The following is a 19,155-nucleotide window of genomic DNA, read 5'->3' on the forward strand; positions in this document are numbered from 1 at the left end:
AATCGATATAGTAACCTGTAAACAGGCTATTCATCAGAATGGTCTGTTTTTTCTTTATGTTAAAATAAGTGCGGTAGAAAAATGATGAGACCAAGTAAAGTTCGGGTTGTGATAGCTCAGATGGGATTATGCGTTAGTCTCTGTTTGGGAGTAGTCCGCGCAGAAGTATTGACAGTTGAGCCGATTCATTTTCAGTCGATCGACTATCAACGTGAAAAATGGGTAGAGGCGAACATGAGCTTATCCAACGATACCCTACCTCTAGCTGAATATCAGCTTTCGTCTGTCGAGGCACAGATTACAAAATTCATTCGATCCAAACAATGGGACGCATTGATAGCAGTATTGTACCAATATGCACAGCATCCGAATAAAGATATAGCCTTGTACTATTATGCATTAGGTGCTTTGCAACGAGCGGAAGGACTGCAATCACAAGCGATTCATACATATCAGGTTTTGACGAAATATCGTTCTGACTTAATTTATTCTCAATATGATTTAGCCTTAATGTTAATGGAGGATTATCAATATCAAGAAGCCAAAAAGTTGCTGACAGTATTAATAAAACGATCAGATGAAGCCTTGTCAGAAAGGGTTTATGCACGTTTACGGCATATTGAAAAACAACAATCATGGCAACCGTTTTTTGATATTCAATACGTAAAAACGGATAATGTGAATAATGCAGCGACTTCCCCTGTGATTGTGATTAATGGTAAAACGTTTGTCAGAGATGAAGAAAGCAGACCGAAATCAGCTCATGGCGTATCTTATACAATCGGTGCGACACGTCGTTATCAGATAATAGGTCATCACCATTTTTACACTTCTTTGGGGGCGAATGGCACTTATTATTGGGATGCCAAAGACTATCGCGAAGAGAGTTTGCAGACGGTATTGGGCTATGTGTACAAAAATATAAAGCAAGAATGGCGAGTATTGCCTTTTTGGGACCATAATCGCTTAGGTGGGCACGCATACAGCCGTTATTATGGTGTGAGAATGGGGTGGTTTCAAAAATTAGGACCTAAGTGGTGGGTATCAGGTAGCTATCAATATCGAAAAACAGCTTATTTTGATGAAGTGATTGCCGATCGTTATAATGCTCGTCAGCATTGGATCTTGATGAATCAACGCTGGTTGATAAATCCTTACTGGATGCTATCGGCAGGGGTGGACTATACTCGAGAATATGCATTTGATCCGTCGCTATCTTCCCGTAAAAAGGGAGTTTCAGCAGGGGTATATTACGAAAAAGATTGGGGAGCTCATCTCAGCGCTTATTATGGTTGGCGACATTTTGATCGGGAACACGTGATCTTTGATCTCAAACGCAAAGACAAAGAACGTCATGTTAGCGTATCTTTATGGCATAAAAGCGCTAAATGGAAAGGCATACAGCCTACCATTAATTACACCTATCGTCGCATAAAAAGCAATCTCAGCGATTTATATGATCGTTCTGAATCGACCGTATTGATTAGCTTTTCAAAAACGTTTTAAAAGCCTTTTTTATAAGTGGTCTTGTTGAAGCAATGCAACAGATATTAGGGTTTATCCCTAGTACCTTTCACGAAAAGAATGTTGTTGTTTTGAAGAAATAATGATAAGGTATTACCTCGTTTTTGAATGTGCTGAATATTGCGGTATAGCAAGGAATCAGACATTTTAAAAATAGAAAAATACAGGAAAAATGAATGTAACACTGATTCGGTATAGACGGAACACGGGTTCTAGCGGAATGGAGTGGTTTGATTCTTGGAAAGTAATAAAAATATTGAAAAAGTATTGATTAATTTCTTAGTGAACATTCGTTGATATTCGATAAATAGGATTAAACATCGGAGTAGGTATGTTAACGATAGTTGGTTTAGCCATTATTTTTATCATTGTGGCGTTATTGCTTAGTGAGAAAGTATCACCAGTGATTGCTTTGGTATTGGTGCCTTTTGTGGGGGCCTTATGTTTAGGCTTTGATTTAGACACGATTGTCAAAGAGTTTTATCTCAAAGGCACGTCATCGGTGGTCCAAATCGCCATCATGTTTGTATTTGCTATTTTGTTCTTTGGCATCATGAGCGATGCCGGTATTTTCAAGCCTGTCATTGATAAATTAATTTTATTGACACGTGGAAACGTGGTGGCTGTTGCAGTTGGAACGGTCTTTATTTCCGTAGTTGCTCAGTTAGATGGAGCAGGAGCGACAACATTTTTATTGGTGGTGCCTGCTTTATTGCCGTTGTACCAACGTTTGAAAATGAGTCCTTACCTACTGTTTTTGTTATTGGCAGCCAGTGCGGGGATTACTAATATGCTACCTTGGGGTGGTCCTCTTGGACGAGTCGCTACGGTGCTAAATATGGATGTGGAAGTGTTGTATCGTCCCTTAATTCTCGTTCAGGTGATTGGTATCGGATTGACAGCATTATTAGCCGTGGCTTTAGGTATTCGTGAAAAACGTCGCATTATAGCAGAGCATGGAGCCTTGGTAACGGATGGGAATAACTTCGTTCATGCTTTGGAAGCAGGACATCAAAAACCTGCTTTGTTCAAAACAAATGTGGTGTTATTTTTGATTACGATGGTGGTCTTATTTGGTGGGTTTATGCCTCCTGCTTTTGCCTTCATGGTTGCCACTAGCATTGCTTTGTTGGTTAACTATCGAACGCCGAAAGAACAGATGGCTTGTATCAGCAGTCATGCGGGTGGGGCTATTATGATGGCAACGGTGATTTTAGCTGCAGGATTGTTTTTGGGTACCTTAAAAAATGCGGGAATGCTAGATTCTATCTCTAAGGATTTGGTGGCATTCTTACCGGATTTTGTGAAACCTAATTTGCATTTGATTATCGGCTTCTTGGGTCAGCCTCTAGAATTGGTGTTTAGTACCGATGCGTATTATTTTGGTTTATTCCCTATTGTTAATGAAATTACTATGGCTTCAGGTGTGCCTCCTGCTCAATCGGGCTATGCTGTTATGATTGGTAGTATTGTGGGTACTTTTGTAACGCCATTTTCACCCGCCTTATGGATGGGGTTAGGGTTAGCTAATTTGTCAATGGGTAAGCATATCCGCTATTCGTTTATGTGGGTATGGTTATTATCGCTTGCTTTGTTGCTGGCCACATGGGCGATTGGCGTGATTTAAATCATGTGTAAGTATCAATAACGGTGGTGAGTAATCTCAGCACCGTTTTTTATGTTCAAAGGGTCTGATGATCGTCGCAGAACCGAGCATACGGGCGATTTTATGGGTGTTTTAAGCTATCGACCAGACACCTGTAAATATCATGATTATCAGTGCGTCAATATCTCGCGAGCCTGTTGTAACGTCGTGTCCGTAATCGTTGCAGAACGTGGCATATTGGCTTGTACGTGGTAATTTATAAGTTGGTTAGGTATCACGAGGAATGTGGTGTATAAGGCTCTATACAGGTAGCCATATTTTTATCATGACGACAGCTAACCAAATATACCCATCGTCTAATGCCCCAACATCTCACGAGCATGTTTTAACGTCGTGTCCGTAATCGTTGCAGAACCCAGCATGCGGGCGATTTCACGAATACGTTCGTCTTGATTCATCAAGGTGATGCGAGAGATGGTTTTATCTTTTTCCGACTGTTTCTCAACCAAGAAATGATGATCGCCATAACTAGCGACTTGAGGTAAATGTGTGACGCAAAGGACCTGATGTTTTTGTCCTAAATCATGTAAGAGTTTTCCTACAATATCGGCAACCGCACCGCCAATACCGCTGTCCACTTCATCAAAAATCAAAGTGGGTACGCGTTCGGCTTGGCTAGCCATGACGGATAAAGCTAAAGAAATGCGTGCTAATTCACCACCTGACGCGATCTTGTGCAATGCTCGAGGCGTGGTGCCAGCATGTCCCGCTACTAAAAATTCCACGCTTTCTACACCGTGTTGACTAGGTTCAGTTGGGGATAACTGTACATCAAAACGTCCACCTTTCATGGCGAGATCTTGCATAGCGGTGGTGACTGCTTTTGAAAGTTTTTGGGCCACTTTCTTTCTGGCTTGCGTTAAGGTAGCAGCTTGTTTTAGGTAGTGTTGCTCGGCTTCTTTAGCCTCTTTCTCAAGTGCTTCGAGATCGGCCATCTTTTCAAGTGTTTCAAGAGATTGTTCGATTTCGATAACTTTTAAATAAAGCGTTTCGGGAGAACAATGAAATCGTTTTGAAGCACTAAAAATCGCTGAAATTTTAGATTCCATCTCAGCCAATGTATCAGGATCGATGTCGATATTATTCAGATAATGATTGAGATCTGAAGATGCCTCTTGACATTCAATGCGAGCGGATTCAATCGTGTTAAAAATCGGTTCAATACTACTGTCAATTTTTGATAGGGATTGAAGATGGCGACATGCTTGGGTCAGTAGATGTAATACACTGTTCTGTTCGCCATCGATAAGGTTCAATGTGGATGAACTTAAATCAATGAGCTGTGCTGCATTAGATAGACGGCTGTGTGATTCGTTCAGTGCTTCCCATTGGCCTTTTTGTAGTTTCAACTTTTTAAGTTCGGATAATTGCCATTCGAGACGATCGCGTTCTTCCGATCTAAGTGCCTGTTCGGCAGTGGCTTTTTCAAGGGTTTTTAGGGCGGTTTGCCAAATCTGGTAGGCTTGTGAAACAGATTTAGAAAGATCTTTATGGGCGACATCGATCATGACACGCTGTTCAGTAGGCTTTAATAAGTTCTGATGGGCATGCTGACCATGAATATCGACCAGATGTTCTCCAATCTCTTTTAGCTGTGATAAAGTGCTGGGAATACCATTTATCCAAGCTCGACTTTTTCCTTTTAAATCAAACGTGCGTCGGATAACCAATTCCTCATCGTTGATGTCCTGTTCTTCACACCATGTCTTGAGTGATGCAGGTCTATCAAATACAGCTGTAATCTCGGTTTTATCAGCTCCTTCGCGGATAGAAAAACTTTCTGCACGACCGCCTAAACAAAGCGATAAAGCATCGATAAGAATGGACTTGCCGGCACCAGTTTCTCCAGAAAAAACGGTAAATCCTGATTCAAAGGAGATGTCAAGTTTATTCACAATGACAAAGTCGCGGATGTGTAAAGACTGTAACATAAAGCTATTCTAGTTAAATTGTTCATACAGTGTATTCCACTGTAATTTTTTTCGCAATACCGAGAAATACTCAAATTTATGGGGATGGATGAAAAAAGCTTTGTAAGGTGCTTTGCGAATGGAAATATGATCACCTACCTGTAAATCAGACCAAGTTTGCATATCAAACTGAACACTCGCTGCATTAGGACGACGACTGATTTCAGAAAGACGAAGTTCTAGTTCGTCCTTGTCGGACACTGCAATCGGGCGACTAGAGAGTGTTTGGGGAGCGACGGGAACCACTAAAAATGCGGATGCACGTGGATGTAAGATGGGGCCATTAGCGCTCACAGAATAAGCTGTTGAACCAGTGGGAGTGGCCACAATGACGCCGTCAGCCTTTTGGGTGTACATTAGTTCACCGTTTAAAAGTACGCTGATTTCAATCATCCCACTACGTCCGGATCGATTTAGTACGACATCATTAAGGGCATAATCACGAATGAGCTCTTTTCCGTTTCTGATAATCCTGGCTTCTAGCATGGTACGACCTTCAATTTCATATGAACCAGACAAAATTGCTTCTAACGCCACTAGGGTGTCTTTGTTTGGAACGCCTGTGATAAAGCCAAGATTTCCGTGATTAATCCCTAATAAAGGAATGCCATATTTGGCCAGTTTGCGGCCCGCTCCTAGCATAGTACCATCTCCTCCCATCACGATAACGAGTTGGGCTTTTTTGCCTATTTCATCGTAAGAGATGCTAGGAAAATAAGTGATGCCTGTATGCAAAGCAGTTTCTTGCTCGATAAGCACGTTTCTGCCTTTATTTAAAAGATATTTGGCTAGATGATTAATAGCCTGTGTAATGCCAGAGTCTTGATAACGACCAACAATGGCAATCGTTGGAAAATTCATAATATTCTCATAAAATTAATGATATGCAGTTTATCATGGTGTGATCGTCCGTGGTGTAGCGGGTTAGGGGTTGCCTAATATGATAAACTGCAAAATAGATTTTGTTTATTATAAATTATTCTAAAAGTGAGAGCTATTGCATGACTAAAAAAGCGGTTTTAATGGTTAATTTAGGAACGCCTAGTGAACCTACTGCATCAGCTATACGTCAGTATTTGAAGCAGTTTTTATCTGATAAACGAGTAGTGGAGTTACCAGCGTTTTTATGGAAGCCGATCTTATATGGTCCTGTATTGACCTTTAGACCCTCTAAATTAGTCCCAAAATATCGTTCTATATGGATGGATGAGGGTTCTCCTTTGATGGTGTATAGCGAACGTTTAAAAGATTTACTCGAAAAGGAATTCCAAGCTCGTCAAAAAGATATAGGGGTGTTTGTGGGCATGCGGTATGGCCAGCCTGATTGTAAGGAACGAGTAAAAGAAATCTTTAAATTGGGGTATGAGCGAATTCTGGTATTGCCCATGTATCCTCAGTTTTCAGCGGGAACGACTGGAACGGTGATCGATCGTATTGGTGAAGCATTGAAAGAAATGCGTAATCAACCGGAGATCCGCTATGTTAAACGTTTTTATGACCATCCTGCATTTATTCAAGCGACAGCAAATAAGATTCTCAGTTTTTGGCAAGAGAACGGAAAGCCAGAAGCTTTGTTACTTAGCTACCACGGGCTTCCGCAACGTTATATCGATCAAGGTGATCCTTATTACGATGATTGCTTACAAACAAGTGAATTGATGAAACAGGCTTTGGGAGAGGATGTAAAGATTTATAGCAGTTTTCAAAGTCAGTTTGGGAGAGACAAATGGATTGAACCGAGCACGGTTGAGATGATGAAACAATTAAGAGAAGCGGGAGTTAAGTGTTTGGATGTTCATAGTCCTTGCCTTGTCGCAGATTGTCTCGAAACTTTGGAAGAAATCGGTCAAGAATATGCACATGAATTTACCCAAGTGTTAGGGGGTGAAGCGTTTCGTTTTATCCCTTGTTTAAATGATGATGGTTTATGGGCAAAAGGCCTGTGTGACTTGATTTTACAAGAAATAGGATGATTCCAGAATTCATTGGACAGATAAGATGCACGTTATTTGTTCGGTGAAAGGGCACGCATGAATAAGTCATTAGAATGCTCGTGTACGGAGTCAGTTGCGTCTGTGAAGTCAGTGAAACTGAAATGTATAAAAAAGCACTAGCCGTGATGACTAGTGCTGTATTGGGCGTATCAGGATTATAAAAGACCGCTGACCCCTGCTTTTTCTTCTTCTAGTTCAGCCAAAGTGTGGTCGAGGCGTTCACGGCTGAATGCATCGATGTCTAGACCTTGTACAATCTCGTATTCACCGTCTTTACAAACCACTGGGAATCCATACACAATACCTTCAGGAATGCCATATGAACCATCAGATGGTACACCCATGGTTACCCATTTTCCGTTAGTGCCTAAGGCCCAATCACGCATATGGTCAATCGCTGCATTAGCGGCTGACGCTGCTGATGATAAACCACGTGCTTCGATGATGGCAGCACCACGTTTGCCTACAGTTGGAATAAAGTAATCTTTGATCCAAGCATCATCGTTTACTAAGCCTTTTAGCGGTTTTCCATTTGCTGTCGCATGAGAGATATCTGGATACATGGTAGGAGAGTGGTTACCCCAAACACAAAGTTTTTCAATATCAGCCACTTTAACGCCAGCTTTATTGGCAACTTGAGTTAAAGCACGGTTGTGGTCTAAACGTACCATGGCTGTGAAATTCTTACGAGGAAGATCAGGAGCCGATACGCCTGCGATATAAGCGTTTGTATTGGCTGGGTTACCGACTGCCAATACTTTGACATTGCGGCTAGCTACTTTGTTCAATGCACGACCTTGTTCAATAAAAATCTTAGCATTTACTTCCAACAAATCTTTACGTTCCATGCCAGGACCACGTGGTCTAGAACCCACTAATAAAGCATAATCCGCATCTTTGAACGCCAATTCAGGATCGCTAAATCCCTCAAGACCCGCTAATAGAGGGAATGCACAATCATCCAATTCCATCATCACGCCTTTAAGAGCTTTTTGGGCACGCTCATCAGGGATTTCTAGTAATTGAAGAATAACGGGTTGATCTTTTCCAAGCATTTCGCCAGAAGCGATACGGAACAATAAAGCATAGCCAATTTGACCAGCAGCACCAGTAACGGCGACACGTACAGGAGATTTCATACTCTGACTCCACAAAATTAATAAGGTTATTTAATCAAATAAGTGTTGTAAAAATACACATTTCTTATTTTGCTTATTTAGGTTAGAACAAATTTTATTCTAGGTCAATATTCTTATATCTTATATCTTATATAAGATTGATAGACAATCAACTGTTGGTGTGTGATAATTCGTTTATTATTTTCTTTTTGATGAAAACATGGCATTATTGAAAAACAGTGCATTGCGGGAAGCGTCTTTTACTCCTTTATACAAGCAAATTAAATCTCTGATTTTGCAAAGCTTAAATAATGGGGAGTGGAAGCCTGGTGAGAGTATTCCCAGTGAATTTGAATTGGCAAAGACTTTTCAGGTCTCTCAAGGCACCGTGCGTAAAGCCATTGATGAATTAGCGGCAGAAAATGTATTAATCCGACGACAGGGAAAAGGTACATTTGTGGCCACACATCATGAAGCAAAAGTACGTTATCGTTTTTTGAGTTTGGTCTCTGACCACAAGGTGCCAAAACAAAGAGCGAGAAGTCAGGTTTTGAAATGTGAACGTGTTGTTGCAAACTTAGAACAATCCAAAGCATTCAAGATCAAGGTGAATTCGGAACTTGTCTATATCCAACGTTTGTTGTTTTTAGATGAATGTCCAACGATTTTAGACAATATTTGGTTACGAGCTGATCTGTTTGAGGGGCTAGACCTGAATATGTTGAATAAACATAAAATTCCCCTGTACGGTTTATTTGAAACTGAGTTTGGGGTGAGTATGGTTAGAGCGGATGATGCCCTAAAAGCGGTCGTCGCTGATGAAGAAAAAGCAAATTTGCTCCAAGTAAAGGTGGGTACGCCATTGTTGCAAGTTTACCGCACTTCGTACAGTTATGGCGATAAACCCGTTGAATTGCGTCAGGGTTTCTACTTAACGGATCATTATCATTACCAAAATCGGCTAAAATAGGTTATCGTTTTGTTTGTAACTAAAGAGGGGTGTATGCAGGAGTATATATCGAAGCCTCGTGATTATAAGTACCGTAATATTGGTATTCAGAATATCACGAAAGATTATCGCTTGCCATTGGCGGGGCAAGTTTCTATTTTGCACCGTATTAGTGGAGTACTATTGTTTTTAAGTCTTCCTGTTTTGGTATGGTTGTTTTCAGCAAGCTTAAATCAAGAAAGCTTTGTTCATGTCTCATCAGGTATGCTTGGATTCTTGTTGGCGCTGATTTGTTCAGTTGCCGTATGGGGATTTTTCCATCATTTCTGTGCAGGCATTCGTTTTTTACTACTAGACTTGCATATTGGTTTGGGTAAGAAACAGGCTGCAAAATCAGCTTTGCTGGTATTTATCATCAGCTTATCTTTGACAGTCGTCTATGCTTTTAAATTTTTCTTGTACTGGGGAGGTTACGCATGATTAACGAACAGTACGGGCGTAAACGCAATGTAGTGGGTGCTCATTATGGTGTGTGGGGCTTTTTGATTCAAAGAATTACGGCAGTTATCTTAGCAGTGTACTCTACCTGTTTTTTAATTGCACTACTAGTTCTTCCTGCATCCTATGACTCATGGGTAAGTATTTTCCGTTGGTCTTTATTCGATATTCCTTTGGGTAAGATTTTTACGATGTTAGCTTTCTTATCCATGTCATGGCACGCTTTTATCGGTGCTAGAGATATTTTTATGGATTATGTAAAACCTGCTGGCCTACGCTTGGCTTTGCATGTTTTCTGTATTCTTTGGCTGATTTTTGCCATTGTTTACTTTGCTAATGTTCTTTGGAGTTTGTAATCGTGACAATACAATATACGAATTCACTTCCTTATATGAAGGGATTGACTAGTGCTACGATTCCTCGTCGTCATTTTGATGCGGTTGTGGTAGGAGCAGGTGGTGCTGGTATGCGTTGTTCTTTGCAACTTGCCCAAGCAGGTCTAAAAGTTGCTGTACTCTCAAAAGTATTCCCCACTCGTTCGCACACGGTTGCAGCCCAAGGCGGTATTGGTGCGTCTTTAGGGAATATGAGCGAGGATAATTGGTATTGGCACATGTATGATACCGTGAAAGGTTCGGATTGGTTAGGTGACCAAGATGCCATCGAATTTATGTGTCGTGAAGCAACCAGTGCGGTATATGAGTTAGAACATTTTGGTATGCCATTTGACCGTAATGCTGATGGTACGATTTATCAGCGTCCTTTCGGTGGTCATACCGCGAATTTTGGTGAAAAACCTGTACAACGTGCCTGTGCGGCAGCTGACCGTACGGGGCATGCTTTGTTACACACGCTATACCAACGTAACGTTGCTGCTCGCACACAGTTCTTTGTAGAATGGATGGCATTAGATTTAGTGCGTGATGCAGACGGTGCTGTGGTGGGTGTCACGGCACTTGAGATGGAAACAGGCGACATCTATTTATTTGAAGCGAAACAAACAGTACTTGCAACAGGTGGTGCAGGTCGTATTTGGGCTGCGTCAACGAATGCCTTTATTAACACGGGTGACGGTCTAGGTATGGTGGCTCGTGCAGGTATTCCTCTACAAGATATGGAGTTTTGGCAATTCCACCCAACAGGCGTGTCAGGTGCAGGCGTGTTGATTACAGAGGGTGTTCGCGGTGAGGGCGGTTATCTGTTGAACAAAGATGGCGAACGCTTTATGGAACGTTATGCTCCTACACTGAAAGATTTGGCTCCTCGTGACTTTGTTTCTCGTTCGATGGACCAAGAAATTAAAGAGGGTCGTGGTTGTGGACCAAATAAAGATCACGTATTGTTAAAACTTGATCACCTTGGCGAAGAAGTGATCAAAAAACGTTTACCGTCTATTCGTGAGATCGCGATTCGTTTTGGTAACGTGGATCCATGTAAAGATCCGATTCCAGTGGTACCGACTATCCACTATATGATGGGTGGTATTCCAGCAAATTATCATGGTCAAGTGGTGACTTGGAAAGATGGTAAAGAAGAAGTGGTACCCGGTTTATATGCAGTAGGCGAATGTGCGGCAGTATCTGTACATGGTGCTAACCGTTTAGGTACGAACTCATTGTTAGACTTGGTGGTATTTGGTCGTGCGGCGGGTAACCATATTGTAAATAGTCACCCAGAACGCCAAAAAGCGAATTCAGAAGCGACAAATGAGTCTATTGACCGTTCATTACATCGTGTGCTTGAGTTGGAAAATCGTACTTCAGGTGCATCGGTAGCTGAGACAGGACAGGCGATTCGTTTAACGATGCAACAGCATTGCGGGGTATTCCGTACGCTTGACTTGCTCAACAAAGGCGTTGAGAAGATTGATGAATTGGTTCCACAGGCCCATAATATCTATTTCAAAGATAAATCAAAAGTATTCAATACCGCTCGTATCGAGGCGTTGGAATTGTTGAATATGATTGAAGTGGCACGTGCGACCGTGAAATCTGCTGCAAATCGCACAGAAAGTCGTGGTGCTCATGCTTTAAATGATCACCCAGAGCGTGATGATGAAAACTGGTTGCGTCATACTTTATGGCATTCAGAAGATGGACGTCTTGAGTATAAACCTGTTCATATGAAACCGTTAACAGTGGATACATTCCCTCCTAAACCACGTACATTCTAAGTTGGCAAGATTATGAGTACAAAACGTAAAATGAAATTTGAAATTTATCGTTATGATCCAGACAAAGACGATAAACCTTATATGCAGAAACTTGAGGTGGAATTAGAGCCTACGGACAAGATGCTTTTGGACGCGTTAGTTCGTATTAAGTCATCAATTGATGATAGCTTGTCACTTCGTCGTTCCTGTCGTGAGGGAGTTTGCGGTTCAGATGCGATGAATATTAATGGTAAAAATGGCTTGGCTTGTATTACTAACTTAAACGACTTGAAAGAGCCCGTTGTGTTACGTCCATTGCCAGGATTGCCAGTTGTGAGAGATTTGATCGTTGATATGACGTTCTTCTTTAACCAATATCATTCGATTAAACCTTATTTGATTAATAATACGCCTGCACCAGAAAAAGAACGTTTGCAGTCACCAGAAGCCCGTGAGGAACTAAATGGTGTTTACGAATGTATTCTTTGTGCTTGTTGTTCTACTTCTTGCCCATCATTCTGGTGGAACCCAGATAAGTTTGTGGGACCAGCAGGTTTATTGCAGGCTTATCGCTTTATTGCCGACAGTAGAGATGAAGCGACGGCTGAGCGTTTAGATAATCTAAATGATCCGTATCGTTTGTTCCGTTGTCATACGATTATGAACTGTGTGGACGTATGTCCTAAAGGTTTAAGTCCGACGACGGCAATTGGTAAGATCAAAGAAATGTTAGTTCGCAGAAGTATCTAAGATGTCAGAGAAACTGAGCGAACTCGATCGTACACGTCTTCGTTGGAGGGCGCGTCGAGGACTTCTAGAAAACGACCTCATCATTACTGCGTTTCTAGATAAATATGAACACGAGCTTACGGATGAGGATGTTGCATCATTGAGTGAGTTTTTCTTACTAGATGATAACAGTATGCTCGACCTGTTGTTAGGACGTACCGAGCTAAAAGACGGGGCAGATAAAAATATGCAACGTCTTTTAGAGATGATGCGTTCGATACAACCTTAATTATTAGATAGTTTTTTGATTGGAGGAAGCATTATGAAACTATCAGATCATAAAGCAACTTTAAGTTTTTCTAACGGTGAACCATCAGTTGAGCTACCTATGTATGAGGGTAGTATTGGCCCAGAGGTTCTTGATATTAGAAAACTGTATAATGAGACAGGAAAATTTACTTACGATCCCGGTTTCTTATCAACAGCATCGTGCAAATCAAGTATTACTTTTATTGATGGTGCAAAAGGTGAGTTACTTTATAGAGGCTACCCGATTGAACAGCTAGCTAGGAAATGTAACTATCTAGAGGTTTCATATTTGCTATTAAACGGTGAATTACCGAATGCTGCCCAAAAAGCTGAGTTTGAGAAAGTAGTCATGGAACACACCATGTTACATGAACAGATTCATTTCTTCTTGAGAGGGTTTAGACGTGATGCTCACCCAATGGCGGTTTTGACAGGCTTAGTCGGTGCATTATCTTCTTTCTATCAAGATTCAATTGACATTACGAATCCAGAACATCGTCATATTTCAGCGATGCGTTTGATTTCCAAAATGCCAACATTAGTGGCAATGACATACAAGTTCTCAAAAGGTCAACCTTTTGTTTACCCTCGTAATGATTTGTCTTATGCAGGTAATTTCCTTCACATGATGTTTGCAACACCATGTTCTGAATACAAAGTAAATCCTGTGATTGAACGTGCATTAGATCGTATCTTTACGCTTCATGCCGATCACGAACAAAACGCGTCAACATCAACGGTACGTTTATGTGGCTCATCAGGTACTAACCCATTTGCAGCGATTGCAGCGGGTGTGGCTTGCTTGTGGGGTCCTGCACACGGTGGTGCTAACGAAGCTTGCTTGACGATGTTGGAAGAGCTAAAAGCTAACGGTGGCGTTGCGAAAGCTGGCGAGTTCATGGAAAAAGTGAAAGATAAAACATCAGGCGTTCGTTTGATGGGCTTTGGACACCGTGTTTACAAGAACTATGACCCACGTGCGAAATTGATGCAAGAAGCTTGCCATGAAGTATTGGCTGAATTGGGCTTAGAAAACGATCCTTTGTTTAAGTTGGCTAAAGAGTTAGAGCGTATTGCATTAGAAGACGATTATTTCGTACAGCGTAAACTTTATCCAAACGTTGACTTCTACTCTGGTATCGTACAACGTGCGATTGGTATTCCAACACCATTGTTTACAGCGATTTTTGCATTAGCTCGTACAGTAGGTTGGATTGCTCAATGGAACGAGATGTTAGGCGATCCTGAGCATAAGATTGGTCGTCCACGTCAGTTATATACAGGTGCTCCAAAACGTGATGTACCTGATTTATCTGCACGTTAAGATTTAAGATTATCTTAGTGCAAGTAACCCTCTGGTTTGTATTGACTGGAGGGTTATTTTTTTGGCGGGCGTGTGGATTAGATGGTTGACGTGAGCCAGTGATAGAGAAAGCGGCTGAATAAAAGGGTTGTGGTGCAGTGTTTTATTTAAAGATCAGACTGTATGCGTCGTGTGAGGTTGGTTTTGTTATGCAACAGTGTTTAAGGAAGAAAACTCGATGATGGAAAAAGAATACTTGATGAGATGGTGTTAAGCGTAGTAGCGATTATATGACTTGGCGGTAAAAAGATGTTCTTAACTCAAGATGGATGTGCAGTGATGAGATGAACACTTACGCATGATAAGAGAAATAAGTGATGTTTTTGAATGGTGTAGTTGTTGCTTTACAACAAAATAGTAGTTCATTGCTGTAATGCAAATAAAAATCCTTTTCATTTGGCATTTAAATTGGGTAAGATAGTAACAAATAAAACATTAGGTAGGGAAATGAGAGACGCAGTCTCTCGTTTCCTTTTTTTTATTGGCGAATGAATCTATGAAATTGAAAAAATTATCCTTTATTTTGTTATCGATATCATCTCTTCCTGTTGCGGTGTCACAAGCCGCTGATACATCCAGTCAACTAGAAACGGTAGTAGTAAAAGGAACATCCTTTAAGACGGCCTCTACCGCTACCGATGGTGACCAAAGAGATTTTGCGAATCTAGGTGTATTGGGAAAACAAAATGTGTTTACGAGTCCCATTACAGTCGTAAATTATGATGAACAAATTCTTGATAAAACAAAAGCACGTAACTTGGTGGATACGATTGCTCAAACGGATGCGTCCACATGGTCGTTTGGCGGTGAAACCAATACCTTGCAGGGCTTGTATATTCGCGGTTATCAGCTAGATGCAAAACAATTTAGTTTAAATGGCTTGTCAGGGATGTATTCCTATCAAAGTTCGCCTACAGCGGCGGTTTCATCCGCTCAGTTGATCAAAGGTGCCAGTACGGCAATTGGTGGAATGGATCCTGAAGGTGCCGTATCTGGGGCAGTGACGATTGAAACGAAAAAAGCAACTGATAAACCCATTAATAAAATTGGATTGGGTTATTTTACGAATAACCGTTTGCAAGGATCCTTTGATATAGGTCGTCGTTTTGGTGCCAATCAAGTGATGGGGATAAGAGTAAATGGTTTACTGCGTCATGGTGATACACCGCGTCATGGATACAGTGAAGATAACAAAGAATTTGCATTGAATACGGATTATCGAGGCGAAAATCTAACGGTTGCTTTGGACTTGCTTTACGCAAAACGTAAAACACAGGGCGGTCGTGCTAGATTCCAAGATCTTCAAAATTTAACGTTTGCGATGCCTAAAGCACCTGATGGCTCAACAAACCTAGTTCCTAGTTGGCAAGGGCAAACCACTGAAGATAAAACAGCCATGTTAACGTTTGGTTATGAAACAGATGTGAATGTGAAGTTTACAGGCGGTATTGGCTATAGTGAGTCGAGTTATACGGGGAATTTTGCTGCATTAACGATGTTAGATGCCAGTGGGAATTATTGTGTAGGAGGTGATCAAAGTAAGGTAGTATGTAATAATAAAGGTTCTCGCTTATCTGACCAATCTAATAAAACATTAAGTATGAATTTAGCCGCTCACGGGAACTTCCAAACGGGTGCAGTTGATCATAATTGGAATGCAGCCTTTGATCGTGTGCGTAGAGTACGTTTGAATTACTGGGGTAGCAAATATACATCAGCAATTAATACTAATATTTATAATCCAAACTTTGGTAGTAGTGCAGAAACATTATCAGGATTGAATACAAAACCAGCTATTGATGCAACACAGCTGGCTTATAGTCTTGCTTTGACAGATACTTTGGGCTTTGTAGATAACCAATATCGTTTAACATTAGGCGGTCGTCTTCAATGGGTTTTTCAAGACGATAGAAAAAATTCACAGCGAGGATCGGCGAACCGTTTTAGCCCTGTAGTATTACTAGCATGGGTGCCGAATCCTGATTTAGTCGTCTATGGTAATTATATGGAAGATCTAGAGCCAGGTAGTTTTGATAGTACTACAGGTGAAATGTCTTCACCGCGTGTGAGTAAACAGATTGAATTAGGAGTACGTAAAAATTGGGGTGATGTGGTCACGTCTTTGAATGTGTTCCAAATTAGTCGTCCAGGTTATTGGCGTGAAGAGGGTGTTTACAATGGTACTTCACATAATGCAGATGATGCTCAAGGTAAAGAACGTAATCGTGGAGTTGAGTTCAGTGTTTATGCCAACTTACTCGATAAGACCTTACGTCCAAGCTTGGGTGTGATGTATTTAGATTCTGATTTGATTGATTATCCTACTTATAAGGGTGAGTTAGTCAATGGCGTGCAAGTCGCGAATCCAAAATATGTGGTCAAAGCAGGCATTGAGTGGGATACGTCTTTCCTTAAAGGTTTAACCTTAAATGCAGGTCTCCAATACTACGGTAAGTCTTATCAAGATGCGAAGAAAGCTTATGCTTTCCCCTCTTATACCATTGTGAATATGGGGGCAGCATACACAACTTCTTTATCGCAAGACAGAACGTTAACGGTACGTGCGGGAATAGAGAATTTGTTTAATAAAGCATATTGGCAAGTTCAGCGTGGTAAATACGATCGAAGCTTTGCGGTATTGGGTATGCCACGAACCTTTTGGTTAACGGCAGATCTTAACTTTTAATTAAATGTGAGAATCAGTTGCTACCTGTTCTTTCAGGTAGCCTGATTTTTTATATGAGCCTTATATTGATCTTCTAATTAGACCGAAAATCAATGAAGTACTAGTATCCTTGGAAAGTGGCTTGAATGCTAAATATGAGATGAATCATTTTTATAAAAGTGAAATGTTGTAATAGCATTTTAGTTTATAGAGATGAAGAAAGTCATTGAGTTAATGAAGTATTAGTATCCTTGGAAAATGGCTTGAATACGGCTGTTTGAATGAACTGCTTGTTAAATAGTATCAAAAAAATCAGGTTGTAAAAAGATGGAAAAATGGCAAATAACACTGTTTGAAACTCCTTGGTGGTTGCTTGAGACATTTTTATCTATTGTGATGGTGTGCGTCGTAATTATTTTCTGTCTTTCTAAAACCCGCTTTGGACAACAGTTTGCACAGATTGTTCAACCAAGTTTAACTAAAAAATCTTTGTTGAAACTTATCTTGGCATTGAGCATCATGTTACTTTTGTTATTGACAGAAGTGCGTTTAAATGTACTGAATACATTTTTGTATAACGGTATGTATGCTTCATTACAGAAGATGGTGTGGGTGGCGTTTTGGTCTTTTGCTTTGGCAAATGTGGTGGTCGTTTGTTTGCGTTCATTGAATGATAGCTTTAATAGTTTTTTAGATAAAGCATTAGCGATTAAATGGTCAGAAAGTCTGAATCAAATTTTATTAGAACGTTGGTTAAAAGATAAGAATTATTACCGTCTCCAAAAACAGCATGAAAAGCCTGATAACATTGATCAGCGTATTCAGCAAGATGTTCAGGATTTTATCAGTACTACGATAGAATTTATTCGTGGTATGGTAGATGCAATTGTGTCTGCGATTGAATTTACGATTGTACTTTGGGGATTATCAGGTGTATTGAGTTTGTTTGGTGTGGATATTCCTGGTTGGATTGTCTTTTTTGTTTATATTTTTGTGATTTTAACGACTTCACTGGCCATGTGGATTGGTAAGCCTCTGGTGCGTTATAACTACGATAATGAAAAATTGAATGGTAACTATCGTTATTCTTTGATACGCGTACGAGATTATGCAGAAAGTATTGCTTTTTACCAAGGTGAAGAGCCTGAGAAAAAGCATTTATTAGCTCGTTACGCAAGTATTATTCACAATCGTTGGAAAATTGCTAAACAAAGTGTCCTATTAACAGGGTTTAATACCTTACTCACACAAGGTGTTCAACTGTTGCCACTCATGTTGCAAGCACCGCGATTTTTTGCAGGTCAAATTACTATTGGTGATATGCATCAAACGGTACAATCGTTTAATCGCCTACAAAGAGCATTATCATTTTTTAGAAATTTTTATGAATCGTTTACAGCGTATCGTGCTAGGTTAGAGCGTTTAAGCGGTTTTATGTCACAGTTAGATAATATGCCAGAAATCACACAAGCGACTTTGGATAAGACGGATGAATGCTTGCTTTTAAAAGATGTAACTTTGTATCGCCGAGATGGTTCAGTGCTGGTCGATCATATTCATTTTTCAGCCAAGGCGGGTGACGCTTTGTTAATCAAAGGTCCAAGTGGTTGTGGTAAAACCTCTTTATTACGTATGTTAGCGGGGATATGGACACATGGTAGTAGTGGTTATGTTCAGCATCCAAGTCAAAATGATACGATGTTTGTGCCACAACATGCATACATGCCAGAGGGTGGCTTGAGAGAAGGGATTTGTTATCCGAATATTCAGGTCAAAGAAGGTGAACTAGAAGAAGCCATGCGTTTGTGTTGCTTAGAAAAATGGATCTATCACTTGGATCGTGGCGATGGTTGGCAACAACGATTGTCACCTGGGGAATTACAACGAATTGCCTTTATCCGTGTGTTGCTGACTAAACCAAAATTTATTTTATTAGATGAATCGACTTCTGCGTTAGATGAAGAGACCGAACGACGTGTGTATCAAGTAATAAAAGAACAGCTGCCTGATAGTATCATTGTGAGTATTGGTCATCGCAGCAGTTTAGAACAATATCATAATAAGATTTATCACTTGGCTTAACATCGGTATTTCAAGTATAGAGAGGGGGATCTGAAATCTCCCTTTTTTTATGAGAGGATTGGTGTAAGTGGATGATGAGAAGTGAGTGATCTGATAGCTGTGATGATGAATACCAGTGATGTGTTAATAAGTGGTG

The 19,155-nt window shown here is 40.6% G+C and carries 15 protein-coding genes; 12 read left to right on the forward strand and 3 right to left on the reverse strand.

Annotation, left to right across the window (positions count from 1 at the left end):
- Positions 1–120: 120 nt before the first annotated feature.
- Together IX83_RS01640 and IX83_RS01645 are read left to right on the forward strand one after the other, a co-directional pair.
- On the forward strand, positions 121–1,506 hold the full coding sequence (locus IX83_RS01640; protein ID WP_038498440.1) for a surface lipoprotein assembly modifier: 1,386 nt from the start codon (positions 121–123) through the stop codon (positions 1,504–1,506).
- 349 nt (positions 1,507–1,855) lie between these two features.
- The gene (locus IX83_RS01645) at positions 1,856–3,151 is read left to right on the forward strand and encodes a CitMHS family transporter (protein ID WP_038498443.1); all 1,296 of its coding nucleotides are present in this window, start codon (positions 1,856–1,858) and stop codon (positions 3,149–3,151) included.
- Between the two features lie 335 nt (positions 3,152–3,486).
- Here the strand turns inward: IX83_RS01645 and recN are convergent, their stop codons facing one another.
- Positions 3,487–5,121 carry a DNA repair protein RecN gene (gene recN, locus IX83_RS01650; RefSeq protein ID WP_038498446.1) on the reverse strand — a complete coding sequence of 545 codons (1,635 nt, stop codon included), beginning with the start codon at positions 5,119–5,121 and terminating at the stop codon, positions 3,487–3,489.
- A 9-nt stretch (positions 5,122–5,130) separates the two neighbouring features.
- Positions 5,131–6,021 (reverse strand): NAD kinase, encoded by an 891-nt coding sequence (locus IX83_RS01655; RefSeq protein ID WP_038498449.1) that lies wholly within the window; start codon positions 6,019–6,021, stop codon positions 5,131–5,133.
- 140 nt (positions 6,022–6,161) lie between these two features.
- On the opposite strand from IX83_RS01655, the gene hemH reads away from it, so the two are divergent.
- Positions 6,162–7,133 (forward strand): ferrochelatase, encoded by a 972-nt coding sequence (hemH, locus tag IX83_RS01660; protein ID WP_051919041.1) that lies wholly within the window; start codon positions 6,162–6,164, stop codon positions 7,131–7,133.
- Positions 7,134–7,309: 176 nt separating this feature from the next.
- Here hemH and IX83_RS01665 read toward each other — a convergent pair whose 3' ends face one another.
- The gene (locus IX83_RS01665; protein ID WP_038498452.1) at positions 7,310–8,293 is read right to left on the reverse strand and encodes a malate dehydrogenase; all 984 of its coding nucleotides are present in this window, start codon (positions 8,291–8,293) and stop codon (positions 7,310–7,312) included.
- 199 nt (positions 8,294–8,492) lie between these two features.
- On the opposite strand from IX83_RS01665, the gene IX83_RS01670 reads away from it, so the two are divergent.
- The 9 genes from IX83_RS01670 (at position 8,493) to IX83_RS01710 (ending at position 19,019) form a co-directional block, all read left to right on the forward strand.
- A complete protein-coding gene (locus IX83_RS01670; protein WP_038498455.1) occupies positions 8,493–9,242 on the forward strand; it encodes a GntR family transcriptional regulator in 750 nt (249 codons plus the stop codon).
- A 33-nt stretch (positions 9,243–9,275) separates the two neighbouring features.
- A complete protein-coding gene (sdhC, locus tag IX83_RS01675; protein WP_038498458.1) occupies positions 9,276–9,701 on the forward strand; it encodes a succinate dehydrogenase, cytochrome b556 subunit in 426 nt (141 codons plus the stop codon).
- Positions 9,698–10,075 (forward strand): succinate dehydrogenase, hydrophobic membrane anchor protein, encoded by a 378-nt coding sequence (sdhD, locus tag IX83_RS01680; protein WP_038498461.1) that lies wholly within the window; start codon positions 9,698–9,700, stop codon positions 10,073–10,075. The genes sdhC and sdhD overlap by 4 nt, the downstream gene beginning before the upstream one ends.
- A 35-nt stretch (positions 10,076–10,110) precedes the next feature.
- Complete coding sequence (sdhA, locus tag IX83_RS01685; RefSeq protein WP_038498463.1) at positions 10,111–11,892, forward strand: succinate dehydrogenase flavoprotein subunit; 1,782 nt, start codon at positions 10,111–10,113, stop codon at positions 11,890–11,892.
- 12 nt (positions 11,893–11,904) lie between these two features.
- Entirely contained in the window at positions 11,905–12,621 is a 717-nt protein-coding gene (locus IX83_RS01690; RefSeq protein ID WP_038498466.1) for a succinate dehydrogenase iron-sulfur subunit, read from the forward strand.
- A 1-nt stretch (position 12,622) separates the two neighbouring features.
- Positions 12,623–12,889 (forward strand): FAD assembly factor SdhE, encoded by a 267-nt coding sequence (locus IX83_RS01695; protein ID WP_038498469.1) that lies wholly within the window; start codon positions 12,623–12,625, stop codon positions 12,887–12,889.
- Between the two features lie 33 nt (positions 12,890–12,922).
- Positions 12,923–14,233: a citrate synthase gene (locus tag IX83_RS01700; RefSeq protein ID WP_038498471.1), complete on the forward strand. Its 1,311-nt coding sequence runs from the start codon at positions 12,923–12,925 to the stop codon at positions 14,231–14,233.
- Between the two features lie 535 nt (positions 14,234–14,768).
- On the forward strand, positions 14,769–16,958 hold the full coding sequence (locus IX83_RS01705; protein WP_038498474.1) for a TonB-dependent receptor: 2,190 nt from the start codon (positions 14,769–14,771) through the stop codon (positions 16,956–16,958).
- Between the two features lie 306 nt (positions 16,959–17,264).
- Positions 17,265–19,019, forward strand: coding sequence for an ABC transporter ATP-binding protein/permease (locus tag IX83_RS01710; protein WP_038498477.1), 1,755 nt, complete (start codon positions 17,265–17,267; stop codon positions 19,017–19,019).
- The last annotated feature ends 136 nt before the right edge of the window (positions 19,020–19,155 follow it).

Origin of the sequence: Basilea psittacipulmonis DSM 24701, from assembly GCF_000743945.1 — a bacterium.
Taxonomy (GTDB): domain Bacteria; phylum Pseudomonadota; class Gammaproteobacteria; order Burkholderiales; family Burkholderiaceae_B; genus Basilea; species Basilea psittacipulmonis.